This window comes from Pseudomyxococcus flavus (assembly GCF_050038885.1).
Taxonomy (GTDB): domain Bacteria; phylum Myxococcota; class Myxococcia; order Myxococcales; family Myxococcaceae; genus Myxococcus; species Myxococcus flavus.
Window position 1 is genome coordinate 8,833,380 of record NZ_CP143624.1, and the last position, 21,225, is coordinate 8,854,604.

18 protein-coding genes are annotated in these 21,225 nt (G+C 69.4%); 12 read left to right on the top strand and 6 right to left on the bottom strand.

Annotated elements, in window-relative coordinates; genetic code table 11:
* Positions 1-4: 4 nt before the first annotated feature.
* From VZL07_RS36550 to VZL07_RS36560, 3 genes are all read left to right on the top strand, one after another.
* The gene (locus VZL07_RS36550; RefSeq protein WP_426752577.1) at positions 5-1,462 is read left to right on the top strand and encodes an efflux RND transporter periplasmic adaptor subunit; all 1,458 of its coding nucleotides are present in this window, start codon (positions 5-7) and stop codon (positions 1,460-1,462) included.
* A 30-nt stretch (positions 1,463-1,492) separates the two neighbouring features.
* Complete coding sequence (locus VZL07_RS36555) at positions 1,493-2,701, top strand: ABC transporter permease (RefSeq protein ID WP_426752578.1); 1,209 nt, start codon at positions 1,493-1,495, stop codon at positions 2,699-2,701.
* Between the two features lie 165 nt (positions 2,702-2,866).
* Positions 2,867-3,424 carry a type 1 glutamine amidotransferase domain-containing protein gene (locus VZL07_RS36560; protein WP_426752579.1) on the top strand — a complete coding sequence of 186 codons (558 nt, stop codon included), beginning with the start codon at positions 2,867-2,869 and terminating at the stop codon, positions 3,422-3,424.
* Between the two features lie 21 nt (positions 3,425-3,445).
* On the opposite strand, the gene VZL07_RS36565 is transcribed toward VZL07_RS36560, so the two are convergent.
* Positions 3,446-4,048 carry a response regulator gene (locus VZL07_RS36565; RefSeq protein ID WP_426752580.1) on the bottom strand — a complete coding sequence of 201 codons (603 nt, stop codon included), beginning with the start codon at positions 4,046-4,048 and terminating at the stop codon, positions 3,446-3,448.
* Here VZL07_RS36565 and VZL07_RS36570 point away from each other — a divergent pair.
* A complete protein-coding gene (locus tag VZL07_RS36570) occupies positions 4,020-5,351 on the top strand; it encodes a sensor histidine kinase (RefSeq protein WP_426752581.1) in 1,332 nt (443 codons plus the stop codon). The two genes, VZL07_RS36565 and VZL07_RS36570, sit on opposite strands and share 29 nt — an antisense overlap.
* A 17-nt stretch (positions 5,352-5,368) precedes the next feature.
* On the opposite strand, the gene VZL07_RS36575 is transcribed toward VZL07_RS36570, so the two are convergent.
* Complete coding sequence (locus VZL07_RS36575; RefSeq protein ID WP_426752582.1) at positions 5,369-6,652, bottom strand: DUF4105 domain-containing protein; 1,284 nt, start codon at positions 6,650-6,652, stop codon at positions 5,369-5,371.
* Positions 6,653-6,809: 157 nt separating this feature from the next.
* On the opposite strand from VZL07_RS36575, the gene VZL07_RS36580 reads away from it, so the two are divergent.
* Positions 6,810-7,325: a hypothetical protein gene (locus VZL07_RS36580; protein WP_426752583.1), complete on the top strand. Its 516-nt coding sequence runs from the start codon at positions 6,810-6,812 to the stop codon at positions 7,323-7,325.
* A gap of 18 nt (positions 7,326-7,343) precedes the next feature.
* On the opposite strand, the gene VZL07_RS36585 is transcribed toward VZL07_RS36580, so the two are convergent.
* Positions 7,344-8,105, bottom strand: coding sequence for an SDR family oxidoreductase (locus VZL07_RS36585; RefSeq protein WP_426752584.1), 762 nt, complete (start codon positions 8,103-8,105; stop codon positions 7,344-7,346).
* Between the two features lie 294 nt (positions 8,106-8,399).
* Here VZL07_RS36585 and VZL07_RS36590 point away from each other — a divergent pair, with 294 nt between their 5' ends.
* The 5 genes from VZL07_RS36590 to VZL07_RS36610 all read left to right on the top strand — a co-directional run bounded on the left by VZL07_RS36590 (position 8,400) and on the right by VZL07_RS36610 (position 13,510).
* The gene (locus tag VZL07_RS36590; protein WP_426757451.1) at positions 8,400-9,587 is read left to right on the top strand and encodes a metallophosphoesterase; all 1,188 of its coding nucleotides are present in this window, start codon (positions 8,400-8,402) and stop codon (positions 9,585-9,587) included.
* 147 nt (positions 9,588-9,734) lie between these two features.
* Positions 9,735-10,520: a tetratricopeptide repeat protein gene (locus tag VZL07_RS36595; RefSeq protein ID WP_426752585.1), complete on the top strand. Its 786-nt coding sequence runs from the start codon at positions 9,735-9,737 to the stop codon at positions 10,518-10,520.
* A gap of 159 nt (positions 10,521-10,679) precedes the next feature.
* Entirely contained in the window at positions 10,680-11,792 is a 1,113-nt protein-coding gene (locus VZL07_RS36600; protein WP_426752586.1) for an S-(hydroxymethyl)glutathione dehydrogenase/class III alcohol dehydrogenase, read from the top strand.
* A complete protein-coding gene (gene fghA / locus VZL07_RS36605; protein ID WP_426752587.1) occupies positions 11,789-12,640 on the top strand; it encodes an S-formylglutathione hydrolase in 852 nt (283 codons plus the stop codon). The genes VZL07_RS36600 and fghA overlap by 4 nt, the downstream gene beginning before the upstream one ends.
* Before the next feature lie 126 nt (positions 12,641-12,766).
* Positions 12,767-13,510 carry a head GIN domain-containing protein gene (locus tag VZL07_RS36610; protein ID WP_426752588.1) on the top strand — a complete coding sequence of 248 codons (744 nt, stop codon included), beginning with the start codon at positions 12,767-12,769 and terminating at the stop codon, positions 13,508-13,510.
* Between the two features lie 24 nt (positions 13,511-13,534).
* Here VZL07_RS36610 and VZL07_RS36615 read toward each other — a convergent pair whose 3' ends face one another.
* The 3 genes from VZL07_RS36615 to VZL07_RS36625 form a co-directional block, all read right to left on the bottom strand.
* Entirely contained in the window at positions 13,535-13,753 is a 219-nt protein-coding gene (locus VZL07_RS36615) for a DUF3185 family protein (RefSeq protein ID WP_426752589.1), read from the bottom strand.
* A gap of 51 nt (positions 13,754-13,804) precedes the next feature.
* On the bottom strand, positions 13,805-17,491 hold the full coding sequence (rnr, locus tag VZL07_RS36620) for a ribonuclease R (protein WP_426752590.1): 3,687 nt from the start codon (positions 17,489-17,491) through the stop codon (positions 13,805-13,807).
* A 107-nt stretch (positions 17,492-17,598) separates the two neighbouring features.
* Positions 17,599-18,981, bottom strand: a complete 1,383-nt coding sequence (locus tag VZL07_RS36625) for a protease inhibitor I42 family protein (protein WP_426752591.1) — start codon at positions 18,979-18,981, stop codon at positions 17,599-17,601.
* 195 nt (positions 18,982-19,176) lie between these two features.
* Here VZL07_RS36625 and glp point away from each other — a divergent pair, with 195 nt between their 5' ends.
* Both glp and ribA read left to right on the top strand, forming a co-directional pair.
* Entirely contained in the window at positions 19,177-20,409 is a 1,233-nt protein-coding gene (gene glp, locus VZL07_RS36630) for a gephyrin-like molybdotransferase Glp (RefSeq protein ID WP_426752592.1), read from the top strand.
* 117 nt (positions 20,410-20,526) lie between these two features.
* The gene (ribA, locus tag VZL07_RS36635; protein ID WP_426752593.1) at positions 20,527-21,201 is read left to right on the top strand and encodes a GTP cyclohydrolase II; all 675 of its coding nucleotides are present in this window, start codon (positions 20,527-20,529) and stop codon (positions 21,199-21,201) included.
* Positions 21,202-21,225: the final 24 nt, after the last annotated feature.

Below are 21,225 nucleotides of genomic sequence, written 5' to 3' on the forward strand. Positions count from 1 at the left end.
CGTCGTGAGCAAGACGAAGAAGTGGATCATCTCGGGCAGCGCGGCGCTCCTTCTGGGTGCAGGGGTGTACGTCACCCAGCGCGGCGAGGAGCCCCAGGCGCAGGCGCAATCGGCGGCGGTGGCCACGGCGGAGCGCCGGGACATGGAAGTGGTCGCCGAGTCGGCGGGCCTCGTGGAGCCGCTGCGCGTGGTCGAGGTGAAGTCCAAGGCGTCTGGCGAGGTGCTGAAGGTCCACTTCGACACGGGTGACACCGTGGCCAAGGGCACGCTGCTGGCGGAGATCGAACCGCGCGACGTGCTGAACGCGCTGGCCCAGGCCCAGGCCGACCTGGAGTCCGCGCGAGTCCGGCTGAACACGACCGAGGCCCAGCGCCAGCGCATGGAGGCGCTGCGCAAGGACGGCTACGTGACGCAGCAGGAGTACGAGACGGCCGTGGACGCCTCGGCGACCGCGCGCGCGGCGAAGGTGCGGGCGGAGACGAACCTGCAGCTCGCGAAGGAGCGCAGCCGTGACGTCACCATCGTCGCGCCGAGCGCCGGCACCATCCTGGAGCGGGCCATCCAGCCGGGCGTCATCATCGCCTCGGCCACGAACAACGTCTCCGGCGGCACCGCGCTGTTCAAGATGGCGGACCTGTCGGTGATGCAGGTGCGCGCCAAGGTGGACGAAACGGACGTCGGGCAGATCAAGCCCGGCCAGAAGGCCCGCGTCACCATGGAGGCCTACCCGGGCCGCACCTTCATCGGCGAGGTGGTGAAGATCGAACCGCAGGCCCTCGTGGAGCAGAACGTCACCCTCTTCCCGGTGCTGGTGCGGATGGACAACCCGGACGGCCTGCTGCGCCCGGGCATGAACGCCGAGGTGGCCATCGAAATCTCCCGCCGGCGCAACGCCATCACCGTGCCCAACACCGCCGTGGTGGGCGTGCGGGACGCCCGGAGCGCGGCCGCCGCGGTGGGGCTGTCCGAGGACGCGGTGCGCGCGGCGCTGCGCCCGTCGGGTGCCCCGAGCCAGAGGAGCACGCCGGGCGAAGCGACGACTGTGTCCGCCGTCGGTGAAGTCGGCGCGGGGGCCACCCAGGCCGCGATGCAGGGCTCCGGCACGAGCACCCCGGTGGTGCCGGCGAAGGCCGAGGCGGGGACGGGCCCTCGCGGCGGCCAGGGCGGCTCGGGCGAGGGCTCGACGGGGCGCAGGTTGCGGGAGGAGCGCCAGGGCTCGGGAGACACGCGGATGGGCGTCGTCTTCGTCCAGGGAGCCAAGGGCATCGAGCCCCGCCGCGTCACGCTGGGCCTGAGCGACTGGGAGAGCACGGAGGTGGTGAGCGGCCTGGAGGAAGGTGAGCAGGTGCTGCTCATCTCCGTGGCGAAGCTCCAGCAGCAGCAGCAGGAGCGCAACGAGCGGATGCGCCAGATGTCCGGAGGCGTGATTCCGGGCGCGGGCGGCGCGCGCATGCGGCGGTAGGTCGGGTTCCAGGAAGGAGGAGGACACGTCATGGGTGAAATCATCCGGGTCGCATTCGATGCGGTCCTCGCCAACAAGCTGCGGTCGCTGCTGACCATGCTGGGCATCGTCATCGGCATCGCCGCGGTCATCACCATGGTGGCGCTGGGTGAAGGCGCGCAGCGCTCGGTGGCGCAGCGGCTCCAGACGCTGGGCACCAACGTCCTCACGGTGCGCCCCGGCCAGTCCTTCGCCGGGGGCGGCATGATTCGCGCCCAGGCGTCGTTGACCATCGACGACGCGGAGGCCCTGAAGGAGAACGCCCGCCACATCCAGGCCGTCTCGCCGGAGATCGAGTCGCGCTTCCAGGTGGAGTACGGCGCGAAGAACGCGAACCTCTCCGTCGTCGGTACCTGGCCGGACTACTTCAGCGTCAACCAGGGGCAGATTACCCACGGCCGGCTCTTCACGGACGCGGAGGACCGGGGGCGCCGCCGGGTGGTCGTGCTGGGCGCGCTCGCGGGCACGCAGCTGGGCCTGACGGACACCGCGTCACTGGTGGGCGAGTCCATCCGCATCCGGGGCATTCCCTTCGAGGTCATTGGCGTGCTGGCCGAGAAAGGCGCCCAGGGCTTCAACAACCCGGACGAGAGCCTCTACATCCCGCTGTCCACCGCGCAGTTCCGGGTGATGGGCAGCGACCGCATCCGGTCCATCGCGGTCCAGGCCGTGAGCGAGACGTCGATGGACGACGCGATGGCGGAGATCGACCAGAAGCTCCGCCGCGAGCACCGGCTGCGTCCGGAACAGCCCGCGGACTTCAACATCCGTGACCAGGCCTCGCTGCTCACCACCATGCAGGAGACGACGCAGACGTTCTCCCTGCTGCTGGCCGGTATCGCCGCCATCTCCCTGCTGGTGGGCGGCATTGGCATCATGAACATCATGCTCGTGTCCGTGACGGAGCGGACGCGCGAGATTGGCTTGCGCAAGGCGCTGGGCGCCACGGGCCTGGACATCATGCTCCAGTTCCTCGTCGAGTCGCTGGTGCTGTGCCTGGCGGGTGGAACGCTGGGGCTGCTGCTGGGCGTGGGCGGCGCGGCGATGCTCGAGCGCATGGCGGGCTGGACGGTGGTGGTGGCACCGGAGGCCATCGCCGTGGCCATCGCCTTCTCCGCCACCGTGGGCGTGTTCTTCGGCATCTGGCCGGCGCGGCGCGCGGCGAGCCTGGCGCCCATCGAATCGCTCCGGTACGAGTGATGGTATCGGCGACCCCCGGAGCCGCGGGGACCGCTGCCTCAGGCGCCTGCCTGCCCGCCAAGGTGGCGGCAGGTACGGCGCCTGTGCGCGTCCAGAGGGCTCCCCTTCCTGGCTGGGGCTGCACAGCGTGCAGATGTTTCGAGACCCCACCCGAGGAGGGACAACATGGCTGACAGGAAGCGGATTGCGTGCATCGTGGGCGAGGGCTTCGAGGACTCGGAGCTCCGGATTCCCTACGACCGGCTGCGCCAGGCGGGCCACGAGGTGGTCCTCATCGGCAAGAAGGCCGGTGACGAGGTCGCGGGCAAGCAAGGCAAGGAGAAGTTCCGCCTGGAGCGCAGCATTGATGACGTCCAGGTGAATGACTTCGACATGCTGCTCATCCCTGGCGGCCACTCCCCCGACAACCTCCGCGCCGACGAGCGCTTCGTCCGGTTCGTGAAGGAGTTCGATGACCGCGGCAAGCTCATCGCGGCGGTGTGCCATGGGCCGCAGCTCTTCATCTCCGCGGGCATCGTGGATGGACGGACGCTGACGGCCTGGACCACGATCCGGCACGACCTGAAGCTGATTCCCAATGTCACGGTGAAGGACGAAGCCGTGGTGCGGGACGCCAACTGGATTACCAGTCGCAAGCCCGATGACCTGGAGGACTTCAGCCGGGCCATCCTCGAGGACCTGAAGAGCGCGGGCGCTGCGGCGGGCCAGGAAGCGCGGACCTGAGCGCGCGAAGGAAGGAAGTGACTACTTCCGGCCGCTGAGGATGTGCTGGAGGAGCTGCCGCGAGATGTGGAGCAGCTTCGCGGCGCCCCGGATACTCCCTTCCGACTTCGCCAGGGCTTCGTCCACCAAGGTGTCGCGGACGAAGCTCTCGAAGTCGTGGAGCGGCACCCGCCCCGCGCTCGCGCGTAACGCGGAGGCCAGGTCGGGAGGACGTGACAGCGTCTCTAGCCACACGGCCTCGAGTCGGGCGAGGTCCAGCGGCTTGGGCAGGAAAGCCCGCACGCCGCCCTGCGCCAGCTGAAAGGCCTGCTCGGCCGTCGCCGTACCGCTGATGGCGATGACGTGTGGCAGCGGCTCCACATCGCACAGCGCATCCAGCAGCTCGACGCTGGCTCCGTCAGGCAGACACACGTCCAGGATGACGGCATCGGGTGGATCGCTTCGCAGCGCGTGACGCGCCGCAGCGAGCGACGCGACATGCGTGCATCGCTCAAAACGAGCCCGCAGCGCGTCCTCAATCGCTCGCGCCAGACTCACAGCGTCCTCGACGACCAGCAGATGCCGGACACTCCCCACCCGTGGCAACGTACCACGAATGTCTGAGAGTCCTCGGCTGCCAGCCATGGACCTGCTGGCGCACCGCGTTTTATCCGACGCTTCGAACGAAGGCGAAGCGCTGGTCAATGGCATCCGGATTGGCTTCTGCGCGCTCATCCTCGCGCGGTTCCTGGCGCTGGGCGGAAGCCAGGCCGAGGGAGGCGCGGCCGCCGCATGGCTCCAGCTTCCCCTCCTGCTGGGCTGCATCGCGCTCTCCGTCGGGGCGCTCTGCGCCGCTCGGCGGCGGATGTTCGGCACGGGGCTGCTCGTCGCATCCACGGTGCTGGATGGCGTCGTCGCCCATGCCTCGCTGCTCTCCACGGTGCTCTGGCACGGCCCTCACTACACCGGGCTGCTCCGTATGCCGGACCCCTCCGCGGCCATCGCGGTGGTTTTCATCACCGCCGTACGCCTCTCCCCGGTGGCCGCATGGACGGGAACCGCGGTGAACCTGCTCCTGATGGGAGGCCTGACGGCGCTCGACCTTCACGTCCACCGCCAACAGGCCACCTATGGCCTCAAGGAGGTGATGCTGCTCTTCATCTTCATGGGCAGCGCCGGCGTCGTCGCCTCCGTGCTTTGCGGCATCGCGAGGCGGCTGGTCCTCAAGGCCGGAAACGCGAGCGCACGCGTCGAGAGGGCACGAACGCAGATGCGCACCCTGCTGAGAGAGCATCACGACGTGCGGACGCTGCTGTCCGCGGCGAGGCTGCGCGCGGACCTGCTCGTCCGCGACCCCGCGGGCGCTTCAACACCTGCCCACGCGAGCGCCCTGGCCCAACACCTTGCCGAGCTGAGCGGCTTCATCGAGAGCGTGAAGACCCGAGCCCTGGGTGAGCTGACCCTGATTGACGATGCGACCGCCGTCGACATCGGCGCAACGCTGCGCCGCACCGCGGAGGTCGTCCAGGCGCGTTTCGGCGGCGTCAAGTTCGACCTGGAGGGCGCTGCGCCACAGCCTGTTGCGACTCGTGACATGAAGGTCCGGATCGTCGGCGGAGAGCGAGGGCTGGTGCATGTGCTGACCAACCTCTTCGTGAACGCCTGCGAAGGCGATGGCCAACAGGGCGCGCGCACGGTCCGCGTCGACGTGGAACCCGATTGGGAACTGCAACGCGTGCTGCTCCGGGTCAGCGACGACGGGCCGGGCTTCCGGGCCGGGCTGTTGGAGGGGCAGCGACCGCGAGGTGGTACGACGAAACATCATGGCTCGGGCCTGGGCATGCTCCTCGTGAGCGGACTCATCGAGGCCAGTGGAGGAACCCTCCGCGCCTGCAATCCACCCGAGGGAGGCGCGCGGATCGAGGTGACGCTGCCCGCCCAAGGGTAGCCTCGCGCCCGGTTCCATCAGCCCGGAAGCATCCGATGGCCTGAAGCATGGAGCCTCCGGGAGGGCCGTCCCCACCGACAGGCATGAGCGAGTCCCAGGCCGAGGTTCGCAACCAGCCCCACAACCATGGCCTCCCGGGTGTCCTGGTCGAAGAACGAGAGGCCCTTGAGGGCCAGTGCGACCAATGCCCCGACCACGAGCAAGCAGGCGCAGCGGCGAGCCCAACGCTCCGCGCGCGCGCTCCCGAACACGATGAGGATACCGAGCGGCACCAGTCCGAAGGCCACCGGGTTGGCGAACCACAGGTTCTCGTTGCGCTGCATGACGTCCAGCCTGGAGAACAGCATCAACCCACCGACCGAGACACCCCAAGCGCCGAGCACGAGGCCGAACAACACGTGATAGAGCCCGAAGAGGACCCGGAACAGCGGATGGGCACTGCGCCCTCGTAGAAGCGCAGCCAGGACGGCCAGGGACGCGAGCGCGCCCCCGATGCGCCACGCCAGCGTGGTCCCCGCCGTCCCGGGAACGGCCGGCGCAGAAGCAACGGTGGCGAGTGCCTCGACCGTCGTGCGACGGACCAGCCGGATGCGTTCACCAGCGTCCCCCAGGTAGGTGACGCCCTCGAGCAGCGTCGCGAGCTCGCGTGGGAGGAAGGCCGCCTGCCAATGCGTCGTGGGCGCGTCCACCTCGTCGTTGAGCCACGACATCAGCAGCACCTCGAACATGGGATGGGTCTGGATGGACTGACGCAGCAGCTCACGCCGCGTGGCCCGTGCCGGCCCCCGGAGCGCCTCACGCAATGTACCGCCCAGCACCTCGTCAAGGACATCCCTCACGCGGGTCGCGCAGTTGTCCTCCAAGGGGTGATACGCATACTCACGTGTGGCGGGCTGCACGTCATGCTCCAGTCGCCGCAACAGCTGCTTCCGTTGGGGGGCCGTGAGCTGGAGCTCCTGTACCGTGATGGAACGGCCCAGGGCCCGATACAGCATGAACGTCCGGTCCACTGGAAGACGGGCCGCCCAGAACGTCGGTCGGCCCAGCAGGAAGCGAGTCGAGTCGCCGTCCGAAACGGATGTTGTTCCATAGCTGTAGAGGACGCCTGCCCTCAGCCGCGTGTCCTCGACCCACAGCGCGCTATGCCCGAAGTACTGATGCAAGGCCTTGCCGGGTCCGAAGGTCACTAGGTTGATACGAAGTGCCTCGGGCGCTTCACCAAAGTCCGCTGGAAGGGTTCTGGCTGACGACGCCCGGCAGAAGAGCGCCGCGACCAGGATGAGCGCCGCGTGTCGTGTCATCCCGTTGCTATGCACCAGGACGGCGCGAGCATGGCACTGCAAGAAGATTGGCAGTGTTCACGCGGAAGGCGTCACGGCAGGGTTCTGGCCGCTCGCGTGCGCTGAGCCGCGAGCCAATGACACGCACACCCCAATGGCAGCTCAAGGAGGCATTCTCGTGAACACGCTCCCTATCCTGAACACGATTTCCAGACGCGCCGTGGCGGCTTTCACCGCCATGCTGGCCCTGCTCCTGATGGCTCCTGCCACGGCGCACGCCGTGGACGGTGATCGTCAGGTGACCCACCTGCGCGTTCGAATCGTCACCGGAAGCGATGACCTGCGCGAGGCAAGTCACGCTTTCGCGGAGATCAAGTACATCAACCTCGACGATGACCTGACCTCCATGAGCCAGAGTCTGAACAACGCTCAGAACTGGCCCAACGGCTCGACACGCACCGTCGACATCGCGCTTCCCGCGGGCGTCCTGTATGTCAACCTGCGCGAGTTCGCCATCCGATTCCAGTCCGGGCAGCGCAACCCGTTCGACACTGGAGACAACTGGAACCTGAACGACATCCGGGTGACCGCCATCCTGGATGATGGCTCCGAGGCGCTCCTCATCCAGGACTCCGGCAATCCCTTCTACCGCTTCAAGAGCGACCACAACACCCGGTGGGCGTGGGCGCTCTGAGCGTTCGAGCGGCGGCCTTCAGGGCTCGCGCAAGCCAGCCTCGAAGGCCCCCACATCGCGGTAGTACTTCTCGACCTGCGCCTGGGTCACGGCCTGCGTGTAGACCTCGGGCCGCGGGTGCTCGATCACACCGAGGATGACTTTCGCCGCGTCTTCCACGGACTGAGCTCCCGGCAACTTCCGTGAGTCCGGGCCGCCACCGAGCGCGTTGTCTCCGAAGCCGGTGGCGACCACGCCCGGCATCACCACTGTGACGGTGATGCCGGGATGCGTCTCCCGCAGCTCCTGACGCAGGCACGCGCTGAGCGCATTGAGCGCATGCTTCGCCGCGCTATACGCGGAGCGGTGCGGAACGATGGGCAGCCGCCCCAGCGTGCTGGAGACGTTGACGAGCTGCCCTGCGTTCCGCGCCTGGAAGTGCGGCAGCACCACCTGCATCCCGTAGAGCGCGCTGTTCACGTTGTCGCGCCACATGGACTCCAGGTCCGCATCCGTGAGCTCCGCCACGGAGCGGGTGATGCCGCGCCCCGCGTTGTTCACCCACACGTCGATGCGGCCAAACCGCGCGAGCGCCGCGTCGCGCAGCCGCTCCATGTCCTGCCGGCGTGTCGCGTCGGTGACCATCGCGAGCGCTTCGCGCCCACACTGCGCGGCAACGGCCTCCAGTTCCGCCTTTCGCCGTGCGGCCAGCACCAGCCGAGCCCCCTGCCCGGCTGCCTGCCGCGCCAGCTCCGCGCCAATGCCTCCGCTCGCTCCGGTGATGACGATGACCTTGTCCATGTCCTCGCGCTCCTCCCTGCCACCCGACGAGCCCTGAGCCCCGGCGACGTGCTCAGCGGACTGGCGCTCCCGGGACGGTACGTGCCCGGATGTAACCTTGCCGCCCCGTCCTGCCTCTCCCCGTGGCCATGGCACCGGGTGCTCCCGGATGCCAGGGAATGTTCGTCGCGGACTCGCGCCCGCGCTCGGGCCCTTGCCCTGATGTGACGGCGAGGTCACCCGGGAGCGTGTTACCCTGGCACTTCTCCCGCTGTCCCTATCTCCTCGACTCCGTTGCGACTCTTCTCTTTCTCCATGCTCATCGGGCTCGGCGCGGTGCTGGGCCACCTGTACCTGTACCGTCGGCTGGTCCGGCAGCTTGTGCACGGCCGCCTGCCCCGGCTGCTGGCCATGGCCGTGCTCGTGTTGATGACGGGCGTGCTGGGAAACCGGCGCACCGTGGTCGACCTGCTCCCTGAAGGCGCAGAGGGTCCGCTCACCATGGCGATGTACACCTGGATGGGCGTGGCGCTGTGCCTCGTCATCGCCCTGCTCCTCGTGGACACGGGCCGGGCGCTCGCGACCCTCGCCAGGCGGTTGCGGCCCGCTGCCGCGCAGCCCACGCCTCCCCTCCAGGAGGCCGAGGCACCGCCGTCCCCCCGTGTCGACGAGGACCGCCGGCGCTTCCTGGGGCAAGCCGTCGCGGGCGGCGCCTTCGTCGCCGGTGGAGGACTGGCCGCCTACGGGAGCTGGCGCGCCTTCTCGCCGCCCATCGTCACCGAGCTCGCGGTGAAGGTCCCCAAGCTGCCCAAGGCGCTCGACGGGCTCAGCATCGTGCAGCTCACCGACATCCACGTGGGGCACTTCATCCAGCGGCGCTACATGGACGCACTCGTCCAGCAGGCCAACGCGCTGCGCCCCGACCTCTTCGCCATCACCGGAGACTTGGTGGACGGAGACGTCGCCACCCTGGGCGGCCACGTCGCCGCGCTCGCGGCGCTGAAGTCCCGTTACGGCAGCTACTTCGTCACCGGCAACCACGACTACTACTCGGGCGACGAGGAGTGGTCGGCGTTCCTGGAGTCGCTCGGCATCGAGGTGCTGCGCAACCGGCACGTGCGCGTCGGTGACGCGGGCGCCTCGTTCGACCTGGTGGGCGTGGACGACTGGAGCGGCGGCCGGCGGCGGAACAAGAAGGGCTACGACCTGGACCAGGCGCTCGCGGGGCGGGATCCCGACCGCGCCGCGGTGCTGCTGGCGCACCAGCCCGCGAACTTCAAGGTGGCGGCGGAGCGCGGCGTGGACCTCCAGATTTCGGGGCACACCCACGGTGGGCAGCTCGTGCCCATGACGCTGCTGATTGGCCTCGCGTGGGAGCACTCCGCCGGGCTGTACGCACACGGTGACTCCAGCATCTACGTCAGCCGGGGCTGCGGCTTCTGGGGGCCCCCGATGCGCGTCGGCAGCCCGCCCGAAATCGTCAAGCTCGTGCTGACGGCATGACGCACCTGGACATCCCGTGCGAGGGCTGCCTGCTCCCCAGGGGGCAGGCCAACGGGCAAGGGCCCTGGCGGCGCGACTTCGGGTATGCTCCCAGCCAAATCAGGACCCGTGAGGGCGGGTCCTCCAGAGATCTCGAGAGGCACGCACATGAAGCGCTTGGGAAAAATCGGACTGGTGGTCGGGGCGCTCGCGCTGGGCGGCGCAGTCGTCGGGTGTAAGGCCGAGGACGACACCGCGAAGAAGCACCGCATCGCCGGCAGCGACCACCTGAGCAAGAAGGAATACAAGGAAGCGGCGGCGGCCTACGCCCTGTCGCTGCAGGCCGACCCGAAGCAGGAGAAGGTCTGGGAGAAGAAGGCCTTCGCCCACATGCAGCTCGGGCAGATGGACGAGGCCGCCGAGGCCGTCCTGAAGATGGGCGAGTTCAAGACGACGCCCGCGGAGAAGGCCGAGATTCACCGGACGCTGGCCAGCATGTACATGACGGCCAACGACACCGAGAGCGCCGAGAAGTACTTCAACGAGGCGCTGAAGCTGGAGCCGAAGGACGAGGCGTCGCTCGGGTGGATCGCGGAGATCTACGCGCAGCGTGGCGGCGCCCGCTCGATGGGTGCGCCCATCATCAAGGAGTCCCTGGAGAAGGCGCTCGGCTATTACGACCAGGTCATCGCCATCAACCCCAACTCCGCCAACACCTACCTCAACAAGCGCGTGGTGATGGGCCGCCTCATGGAGTTCGAGCGGCAGCAGAAGGAGATGGCGCTGTCCGAGGCGACGGAGAACGCCAAGGACAAGGCCATCGTCGCCGAGGCGACCGCGCGCGCCGAGGAGCACCAGAAGCGCATGGACGAGTACCAGGTGCAGTTCGCGGAGATGACGAAGAAGTTCGCCGAGGCACAGAAGGCCGCGAAGGCGGCGGCGCCGGCGCCGTAATCCACTGCGGGTTGCTGAACAGTACGCAGGGGCCTGGGACCGCGAGCCGGTTCCGGGCCCTTCGCGTTCCTGCGTATGGGAGCCATCCGAATTTTTGGCCCGCGGTCCAGCGTGCGCTGACCTAACCTGCGCCGCCTCAACGACACGAGGAGAAGAACCATGGACGTCCGCGCAGCGGTAGCGCTCGAGGCAGGCAAGCCCTTGAGCATCGAGACGGTGCAGCTCGAAGGCCCCAAGGCCGGCGAGGTGCTCGTTGAGCTGAAGGCCACCGGCCTCTGCCACACGGATGACTTCACCCTGTCCGGGCAGGACCCGGAGGGCTTGTTCCCCTCCATCCTGGGCCACGAGGGCGCCGGCATCGTCGTGGACGTGGGGCCGGGCGTCACGTCGGTGAAGAAGGGCGACCACGTCATCCCGCTCTACACGCCCGAGTGCCGCCAGTGTAAGTCGTGCCTGTCCCGGAAGACGAACCTGTGTACGGCCATCCGCGCCACGCAGGGCAAGGGCCTGATGCCGGACGGCACCAGCCGCTTCAGCCTGCACGGCAAGCCGGTGCACCACTACATGGGCACGTCCACCTTCGCGCAGTTCACGGTGCTGCCGGAGATTGCCGTCGCGAAGATTCGCGAGGACGCCCCCTTCGACAAGGTCTGCTACATCGGCTGCGGCGTGACGACGGGCATCGGCGCCGTCGTGTACACGGCGAAGGTGGAGGCTGGCGCCAAGGTGGTGGTGTTCGGCCTCGGCGGCATCGGCCTGAACGTGGTGCAGGCGGCGCGCATGGTGGGCGCCGACATGATTGTCGGCGTGGACATCAACAACGGCCGCAAGGCGATGGCGGAGAAGTTCGGCCTCACCCACTTCGTCAACCCGAAGGAGATCGGCGAGGACCTGGTGCCGTACCTCGTCAACCTCACGGGCGGCGGCGCGGACTACAGCTTCGAGTGCATTGGCAACGTGAACACCATGCGCCAGGCGCTGGAGTGCTGCCACCGCGGCTGGGGTGAGAGCATCATCATCGGCGTGGCGGGCGCGGGGCAGGAGATCCGCACCCGGCCGTTCCAGCTCGTCACCGGCCGTGTGTGGAAGGGCAGCGCCTTCGGTGGCGCGCGTGGCCGCACCGACGTGCCGCAGATCGTCGACTGGTACATGAACGGGAAGATCAACGTCGACGACCTCATCACGCACACGCTGAAGCTCGAGGACATCAACAAGGGCTTCGAGATGATGCACCGCGGAGAGTCCATCCGCAGCGTGGTGAAGTTCTCATGACGGCAGCCCCCACCCTGCTCAGCGAGCACCATTGCTTCGGGGGCTCCGTCGGCTTCTACAAGCACGCCTCCGAGGCGTGTGGCGGCGACATGCGCTTTGGCATCTTCGTTCCCCCGCAGGCGCGGGAGCGGAAGGTGCCGGTGCTCTACTACCTCGCCGGCCTCACGTGCACGGAGGAGACGTTCCTCATCAAGGGCGGCGCGCAGCGCGTGGCCGCCGAGCTGGGGCTGATGCTGGTGGCGCCGGACACGAGCCCGCGCGGCGCCGGCTACCCGGGCGAGGACGCGTCGTGGGACTTCGGCGTGGGCGCGGGCTTCTACCTGGACGCGACCCAGCAGCCGTGGTCCGCGCGCTACCGCATGGGCACGTACATCACGCGTGAGCTGCCCGCGCTCATCGCCGCGAACTTCCCCGCACAGGCGGACCGCGAGGGCATCTTCGGGCACTCCATGGGCGGCCACGGCGCGCTGGTGACGGCGCTGCGCAACCCGGGACGCTACCGCTCCGTGTCCGCCTTCGCCCCCATCTCCGCGCCCATGCGCGTGCCCTGGGGACAGAAGGCCTTCACGGGCTACCTCGGCGACAACCAGGAGGCGTGGCGTGAGTACGACGCCACGGAGCTGCTCCGCGCCGGCAAGGCGCGCCTGCCGCCGCTGCTCGTGGACCAGGGCACGGCGGACAAGTTCCTCGCGGAACAGCTTCGTCCAGAGCTGCTGCGTGAGGCCTGCGACGCCGCGGGACAGCCGCTCACCCTCCGCATCCATGACGGCTACGACCACGGGTACTACTTCGTGTCCACCTTCATGGAGGACCACCTCCGCCACCACGCCGCGCTGCTGAACGCGTAGGCGGCGCCCGTGCGCACGGTGGAGGAAATCTCCACCGTGCTCATGGGGCCAGGTGACACGCGGCCCCGCCCCGGGTGTTCCGTTCTCCGGGACGTCGATGACGTCCGAACCCCTGGGAGTGAAGGCATGCGCATCGCGAAGTCAGGAGCCTGGGTGGGGACCGCATTGCTCGCGGTGGCCCTCTCCGCGTGTTCGCTCGGCCCTTTCGTGGAGGGCAATGGACAGGTGGTGGAGGAGGAACGGGAGACTCCCTCCTTCGATGAAGTCCATGTGAGTGACGGCATCGAGGCCATCGTCGTCGTGGACCCGGAGCAACCGCGCCGCGTCATCGTCGACGGCGACAGCAATCTGGCGGCGCTCATGCGGACCGACGTCCAGTCCGGAAGCAAGCTCCGGGTCCGGTTCCTCTCGGAGGACGTCGGAGACTGGGAGTCCGCCAACCCGCTGCGCGTGCGTATCACCATGCCAACGCTGCGGGAATTCGAGCGTTCCGGAGGGGGCACCGCGAACCTGGGCGGCTCGATTGACGGTCCCTCGTTCCGCCTCACCGCCAGCGGCGGGGGGACACTCCGGGCGATGGGGCTCGCCGTGGAGCGGATGGAGCTGGAGACGAGCGGCGGCGCGGAGACCACGCTGGAAGGGCAGGTCGACGTGCTGGACAGTGAGATGTCCGGTGGCGGCAGGCTGCACGCCGCGGGCCTGAGGGCTCACGACGCGCGCCTGGAGTCCAGCGGAGGCGGCACCACCGAGCTGCAAGTCACCGACACCTTGCGCGTCGAGGCATCTGGCGGCGCCAGCATCACCATCATCGGAGCCCCTGCGGTGCTCGATGAAGACCTCTCCGGCGGCTCGACGCTCCGCTTCGAGTAGCCCAGGCCTCGAGCCAGGGCCGGCTCAGCGCCGTCGCCGGCCGCCCCCCATGAGCACCATCAACACGCCGCCCGCGAGCGCCGCGCCGCCGCCCGCGAGGTACAGCGTGGTGCGGTCCGTGTTCCGGCCCGTGAAGAGCTCCGTGGCCCGCTCCGCGAGCGAGTCGCGAGCCTTGAGTCCGGACCAGAGCAACACCGCACCCGCGATGGCGAGCATGACTCCCAGAAGCCGGACGAAACTCACGTTGCCTCCCGCTGCCTCGGGCCCTACCACCAGCAAGGGCCCACATCGGACTTAGCGCTTCTTGTTCTTGGCGGGCCGTTTCTTCGCCGCGGCGGCCTTCGGCGTCTTCGCGGCCACACGCTTCGCGGCCTTCTTGGTCGCGACCGCCGTCGACTGGGCTTTTGAAGCTGCCCTGGCTGGCTTCGTTGCGCGAGCAGGTGCGGCCTTCTTCGTCTTGGCCGCGGCCTTCTTGGCGCCTCCGGACACCGCCTTCTTCGCAGTGGCCTTCTTGGCGGCGACAGTCGCCGCCTTCTTCGCCGGAGCCTTCCTCGTGCCTCCGCCGGGCGCCGCCTTCTTCCCCGTGGCCTTCTTCCTGGAGGAGGTCGGCGCCGCCGTTGTCGCGGGAGCCTTCTTGCGCGAAGCACGACGCCGGACTGGCGCCACCTCGGCAGTCGGAGGCTCGCTCACCTCGGGCGCAGACGGACCGCTGCTGAGGGGTTGCGCTTCAGCTGCTCGCCCTTCTTCGGTGCCCACTGGCTTCGCCTGTGCCGCCCCACCCTGCGGCCCTCCCCGGGCCCGGGATGCCGGGCCGGTGTCTGGTATGGGCGCCGGCTGCTCCCACGGCCAACGCTCCGTCGCGGCAGCTTCGGCTGCGGGACGCCCTGGGGCGGCCACTGGCGCAGGCGTCTCGGCCCGCGCCTCCGCCTGCACGCCTGGCGGCTCCAGGGAGAAAGCCCGTTCGGCCTCCGTCGCCGGCCGAGGCCGGGGCGCGGGGAACCGGGGCCCCTGCCCGCCTTGCGGCTTCTGGAAGGACTTCGACTGCCCGGATGGTGCGCCGCGGCCCTCCGTTCCCCTGTGACGCTGTGCCGCCAGGGCCCGGATCCTGTCGAAGCCGGGATGTGGAGACAGCGACGGCTCGGCTGGCGCCTCCCAGGGGGCGGCCGCGCCGGGTGCCTCGGCGGGAGACTGGGCCGCTGGCTCCGCGGGCAGTTCCGGCCGCACGACCATCCTCCGCTTGGACCAGGGCGCCTGGCCGGCCTGCTCGTCGGGCCGCCGCGCCTGCTCCTCGTGCGCGCGGGGCGGGAGCCGAGGCTCCTTCCGGTGTGGCGCGGCCTCCTCGCGCCGGCCCTCTCGCGAGAAGCGCCCGCGCGGGCGTCCGGGCGCCCATTCCTCGCGACCGCCTTGCGCCCCTCGGGCCGCCGCAGCCTCACGCTCCCGGCGCCCAGGCCGACCCGCGTGCTCACGCCCGCCAGCCCGCTCCCGATGCGTCGGCGCTTCGACCATCCACGCCTGACGACGGCGCGGCTTCTCGCCCAGTGCACCGGCCCGGCCCAGCGGCGCCTCGCCCTCGAACTGAAGCGCCTCGAAGTCAATCTTCTTCGCCGTCACGTTCACGGACGTCAGCCGGACGCGGAGCTTCTGGCCCACGCGCACGCGCCGGCCATTCGCGTACACCAGTGAGTGCGTCAGCTTGTCCAGCTTCGCGCCCGGGCCAAGCGTCTCCGCCTTCACCAAGCCTTCGACATGCTCCTCGTCCAGCTCGACGAAGAAGCCGAAGTCGGTGATGGCCGCCACCGTGGCGGCGAACTCCTCGCCCACGCGGTCCCGCATCATCAGGCACGCGTAGAAGGACACGACCTCGCGCTCCACCTGCATCGCCGCGCGCTCGCGCTCGGAGCACTGTGCAGACATGTCCTCGAGCTGGTCCTCCTCGCGCTCCAGCATCGACGGAGACGGCTTGCGCCCCCGCCGCGCCCAGTGCGCCTTGAGCAGCCGGTGCACCAGCAGGTCCGGGTAGCGGCGGATGGGCGACGTGAAGTGCAGGTAGTGCTCCGCCGCCAGGCCGTAGTGGCCCACGCGCGACGCGGTGTACACGGCCTGCATCATCGAGCGCAGCAGGAGCTGGTTCAGCGCCCGCTGCTCCGGATGGCCCTGGAGCTGGCTGACGAACGCGTCCAGCTCCTTCGAGGACACGCCGTCCTCGAAGCGCAGCTTGAAGCCATAGGCCTCCGCGAGCGCGGCGAAGGTGGCCAGCTTCTCCGGGTCCGGCTCGCCGTGGAACCGGTACACGGTGGGCAGGCCCTCGTCCTGGAAGAACATGGCCACCGCCTCGTTGGCGGCGAGCATGCACTCCTCGATGAGCCGGTGACTGTCCTTGCGCTCGCGCTTGTCCATGCGCAGCGGCAGGCCATCCTCCCCCAGCACCACCTTGTGCTCGGGCAGGTCGAAGTCGATGGCGCCACGCTCCTTGCGCATCGTCATCAGCGCGCGCGCCAGCGCCATCAGCCGCTCGAAGTGCGGCTTGAAAGCGTTGCGGTGGGGCACGTCCTTGCCGTCGAGGACGTCCTGCACCTCGTTGTACGTGCACCGCGCCACGCTGCGCATCACGGCCGGATACAAGGCATACGAGCGACGCTGGCCGCGGCGGTCGAACGTCATGTCCGCCACCATGCACAGCCGGTCCTCGTCCGGGCGCAGCGAGCAGATGCCGTTGCTCAGGCGCTCCGGCAGCATCGGCAGCACGCGGTCCGGCAGGTACACGGAGGTGGCGCGCCGCAGCGCCTCCGCGTTCAGCGCGCTGCCCTCCAAGACGTAGTGGGACACGTCCGCGATGGCCACCACCAGCCGCCACCCGTCCGCGCGCTCCTCCGCGTAGACGGCGTCGTCGAAGTCGCGCGCGTCCTCACCATCGATGGTGATGAGCGGCAGCGAGCGCAGGTCGCGGCGCTGCTCCCCACGGGCCTCGTCCTCCGACACCGTCACCGCGTAGCGGTCCGCCTCGCTCATGACGTCGGGCGGGAATTCATCGGAGAAGCCCTGTGAATAGGCGACGCCCAGGACCTCGGCGCTCGGCGTGCCGGGCTTGCCCAGCGAGCCCGTGACTTCGCCGTGAAGGCCCCGGTCCGGATCCAGCATCTGGGCGCCGATGCCCAGCTGCACCTTCACCAGGTCGCCCTCGCGCGCCATCTGCGTCAGGGGCACGCGGATGGGGCCGGGCAGGCTGGAATCCGTGGGGTACACCACGCCATGGCGTCCCTTCACCACGTACGTGCCCACCGCCAGCTCGCGCCGGCGCTGCACGACGCGGATCAGCCGTCCCTCCAGCCGAGGCGGCCGCCCGGAGACGGCCACCACCACCCGGTCGTTGTCGAGCGCCCGCTGCGCCTCGTGCGGCGGCAGGAAGACGTTGTCCCCCTCGCCGGATAGCGGGTGGACGAAGCCAAAGCCATCGCGGTGGACGTGGAGGATTCCCTCCAGCTGGTCCTGCCCGTCGGCCGCATCGAAGCGCCCGTGACGCGAGGGCCACTCGCCCCGGCCGCCGCGGAAGCCGCCGGACTTCGCGCCAGGGCGCCGCTCGCGCCCCGAGTCCCGGTCCTGCCACGCGGAGCCCTTGCCGCGTCCGCCCCCGTCCTGCCGGCGGGCAGCGAAACCACCGGGGCCCGCACGTGGCCCCTGGCGCTTGAGGTCTCCGCCAGGGAAGCCTTCGCGCCGACGGCCCGCGGCCTCGTGGCCACGCTGACGCCACGCGACGGGCCCGCCCTGCTCCCGTGCCTCCGACTCACGCCGGGAGGGCATGCGAGGCACGAAGCGCTTGCCTTCCTTGAGGATGTCGCCCTGGCGGACGAGCTCGCGCAAGGTGCGCTTGAGCACCGTCTGCTGTCCAGGGTGCAGGCCCGCGAGCCGGAGAAGCTCCTTGATGCCCAGCGGGTGGTCTGCGTCAGCGAGGATCTGCTTGAGGAGTTCTGGAGAAAGGCTCACGGTGGGATCGCGGCCAGGCCGCTACGGGAACGGGTAAGCCCGAAGCAGCCGGACGGGAACCCCCCGGCGATCAGCCACCGCCCGGAACCTGCGCCGGGCAGCGACCGTCAAGGCTTGACCGTGACGTTGATTTTGAAGGAGCGGTCAACCAGGCCCGGGGAAAGCGCCTTGGCCAGGAAGAACTCCACCTCGAAGCTACCCGGGTTGCGCGGCGTGAAGAAGAACTCGCGGGTGCCGGGGCCGTCCTCGGGCGCGGGTTCGAAGTTGGCCTCGCGCAGACCCACGCGCTTGGCCACCGTCGGCTCGATGGCCCAGGTGAAGCCGGGCTGCTCAGGCAGGCGCACCGTGAGGCCGTGGTTGAGGCGCACGTCCACGGACGTGGGCACCTCGCCCTCGATGTGCACCAGCTCCATCTCGTCGCGGGACACCGCCCGGGCCTCGGACGGACGCGGCTCCACGTTCTCCGCGTGGATGCGGCCACCCCAGCCGGACGTCTTGTCGATGACGCCCTGCACCTGGAGCGTGTGGCCCACGTGCTTGCGAAGCGCCTTGCCCGCGGCCTTGCCCTCGATGATGAAGGACACCTGCTGGCGCGTGCCGCCGTTGGACACGACGAGCACGTACTCCTCGCCCATCATCTCCAGGTTGCCGCGCACGCCAGCGAAGCCCTTGATGCCCGCGCCCATGCCGGCCGCCGTCACCATGGAGACCTCTCCGGGGGACAGGTAGCGCAGCCGCGCCTCCGTCTCGACGGGAGCGGCCTCCACCACCTCGGCGTCCGGCTTCTTGGCCGAGTACTTGCGCACGTCCACCACGCCGCCGTGGTTGGTCGTCTTGCGGATCAGACCGACGACGGAGACCTTGTGGTCCACGTAGGCCGGGAGCACTTCCTGATCCGGCCCCTGGAGGAGGAAGGTCAGCTCGCGCTTGTCGCGTCCGACCACCACCAGGTGCGGAAGATCATTGGTCACCACCAGGCGGCCCTTGAGGCTGCCCTCGCCCGTCACACCGCGGCCCTCGCCGGCCGTCAGGAGCTGCTCCAGCTCACGCTTGGTGAGCGGCTCGCCCGGAGGCGGCAGCTTGGTGGCGCGGGGACGCGGCTTCTCCACCGGGGGCGCGATGGGGAACGAGGGCGCGGCGGATGCCTTCGCCGTCTTGCCACCCGCGGCGGCCTTCGCGGCAGGTGCCTTCGCGGGAGGCGCCTTCGGGGACTTCGAGGCCGGAGCAGCCTTGGCGGCGGATGCCGTCTTTCCCGCGGGAGCGGCCTTCTTCGCGGTGGCCTTCTCCTGCACGGCCTTCTTCACCGCGCCCTTGGCCCCCTTCGAGATGTCCGACGCCGCCTTCGCCAATTTCGTCGCCGCCTTTGCCACCCGTTTTGAGGCGTTCTTGATCAGATCCAGCCGGGCAGCGGAGTCCTTCTTCGCAGCGGGCTTTGCGCCAGCCTTGCCAGCGGGAGTCGTCTTCTTGGCCCCGGACTTGGGCTTGGCCATCGACGCAGTCTCCTTGAGAGTTCCCGTGTCCTTTCAACGGGTTGGCGACCTACCCTGGGGGCAGGCAAGCCTCGCGATCAACGTTGCTTGTAACGATGATCAGGTAGGCTGTCAAACTAACACTTGATTATCTCACGGACTTTGTCCGTGTACAGGGTTCGCGCCACGAAGCCCGAGCATCGCTATAAGCCGGACATGAACGACTCCGCCACCTTGCTCCCCGAGGAAGAAGCCCGCTCGCGGATCCTGGGCCTGTGCGCTCCCCTGCCCGCCGAATGGCTTGCGCTCGACGAGGCCCTGGGCCGGGTGCTCGCCGAGGATGTCACGGCGCAGCGGACCCTGCCTCCCTGGGACAACTCCGCCATGGACGGCTACGCGGTGCGTAGCGCGGATCTCACGGGTCCCCTGCCCGTCCGGCTCGAGGTTGGAGAAACCATCTACGCAGGCGCCATGCCGGCCAGGGCCCTGGCCCCCGGCGTGTGCGCCCGCATCATGACGGGTGCCCCCCTGCCCGCGGGGGCGGACGCGGTGGTGATGCGGGAGCGGACGCAGGCCGTCCCCGATGGCGGCGCGGATCAGGTGGACGTGCTGGAAGCCGTGGGGCCGGGGAGCTTCGTGCGTCCGCGGGGCGAGGACGCTCGCGAAGGCCAGGTGCTCCTGAAGCTCGGGACGCCGCTGGGCATCCCGGAGCTCGGGCTCCTCTGGGCGCAGGGGCGGCAGGCCGCGCCCGTGCACCGGGCACCCCGGGTGGCCATCCTCTCCACCGGCGACGAGCTGTGCCGCGTCGACGAGCCCCCCAACGGGCGCATCGTCGACACCAACGCCCCGTCGCTCGCGCTCGCGGTCCGGCGGGCGGGAGGCCTCCCCACGCTGCTGGGCATCGCCCGGGACACCCGGGACTCGGTAGAAGCCGCGCTCTCGCGGCTGGACGGGTTCGACGTGGTGCTCACCAGCGCGGGCGTGTCCGTGGGCGAGCGCGACTACGTGAAGGAGGTCCTGGCGGCGCTGGGCGTGGAGCAGCACTTCTGGCGCGTGGCCATCAAGCCCGGCAAGCCGCTGGTGGTGGGCCGGCGCGGCGCCACCCTGTTCTTCGGGCTTCCGGGCAACCCGACCTCGTCGCTGGTCACCTTCGAGCTCTTCGTTCGCCCGGCCCTGCGTCGGCTCCTCGGCCATGCGCAGGCTGCGCCCGGACGGGTCCCCGGTCGCCTGGAGGGGCGGCTCAGCAAGCCCGTGGGACTTGCGCACTTCGTGCGGGTCACGGCCGCCTGGAGAGAGGGCAGCCTCTGGGCGCGCCCGCTGGCGACCCAAACGTCCGGTGTTCTCCGCTCGGCCGCGGCGGCGACCCATCTGCTGCACTTCCCTCGAGAAGCGAACAGCTTGAGTGAGGGAGACGCGGTAGAGTTGCTCCCACTCTCCTGGGTGGCCTGAGGAACGAAGGACGCCATGGGGCATCCACCAGCGGGGCTCATGTGGAAAGCGCGAGCCCGCCTTGACTTGCGAACCTGAGGACCTCAAACAGGGGCTCGTTTCTGGAGATGACTCGATATGTCGGACACTCGCTCACCTCAGGTCCTTCCGAACCGCAAACCCACGCAGCACCTGGAGCGGTTCTCGGAGGCGGACATCCCTACCGAGCGCGGGACGCTGCGGACCATCGTGTTCCGGGACAAGCGCAACGGCCGTGAGCATGTGGCGCTCGTGGTCGGCGACGTCGCGGGGGGCGAGGGCGTGCCGGTCCGCATCCACTCCGAATGCCTGACCAGCGAGGTCTTCGGCAGCCTCAAGTGCGACTGCCGGGAGCAGTTGGACCGGGCACTCGACTTCATCGCCCAGGCCGGACAAGGCGTCGTCCTCTACCTGCGCCAGGAGGGCCGCGGCATCGGGCTGGGGAACAAGATCAAGGCCTATGCGCTCCAGGCCAAGGGCCTGGATACCTACGAGGCCAACCGGCAGCTGGGCTTCGCGGACGACCTGCGCACCTATGACATCGCGGCGGAGATGCTGCGGAGCCTGGATGTGCATTCGGTGGACTTGATGACCAACAACCCGCTGAAGATCGCGGGCATGGTCGAAGAGGGCATTCCGGTCCGGCGCCGAATCCCTTCCCGGACCGAGCACAATCCGCATAACGTCGACTACCTGAGGACGAAGCGCGAGCGCACGGGGCACCTGATTGAGCTCTTCGCCGAGGACGACGACACGGAAGCCAAGGCAGGCTGAGAAGCCCCTCGCGCGGCGGCGCAA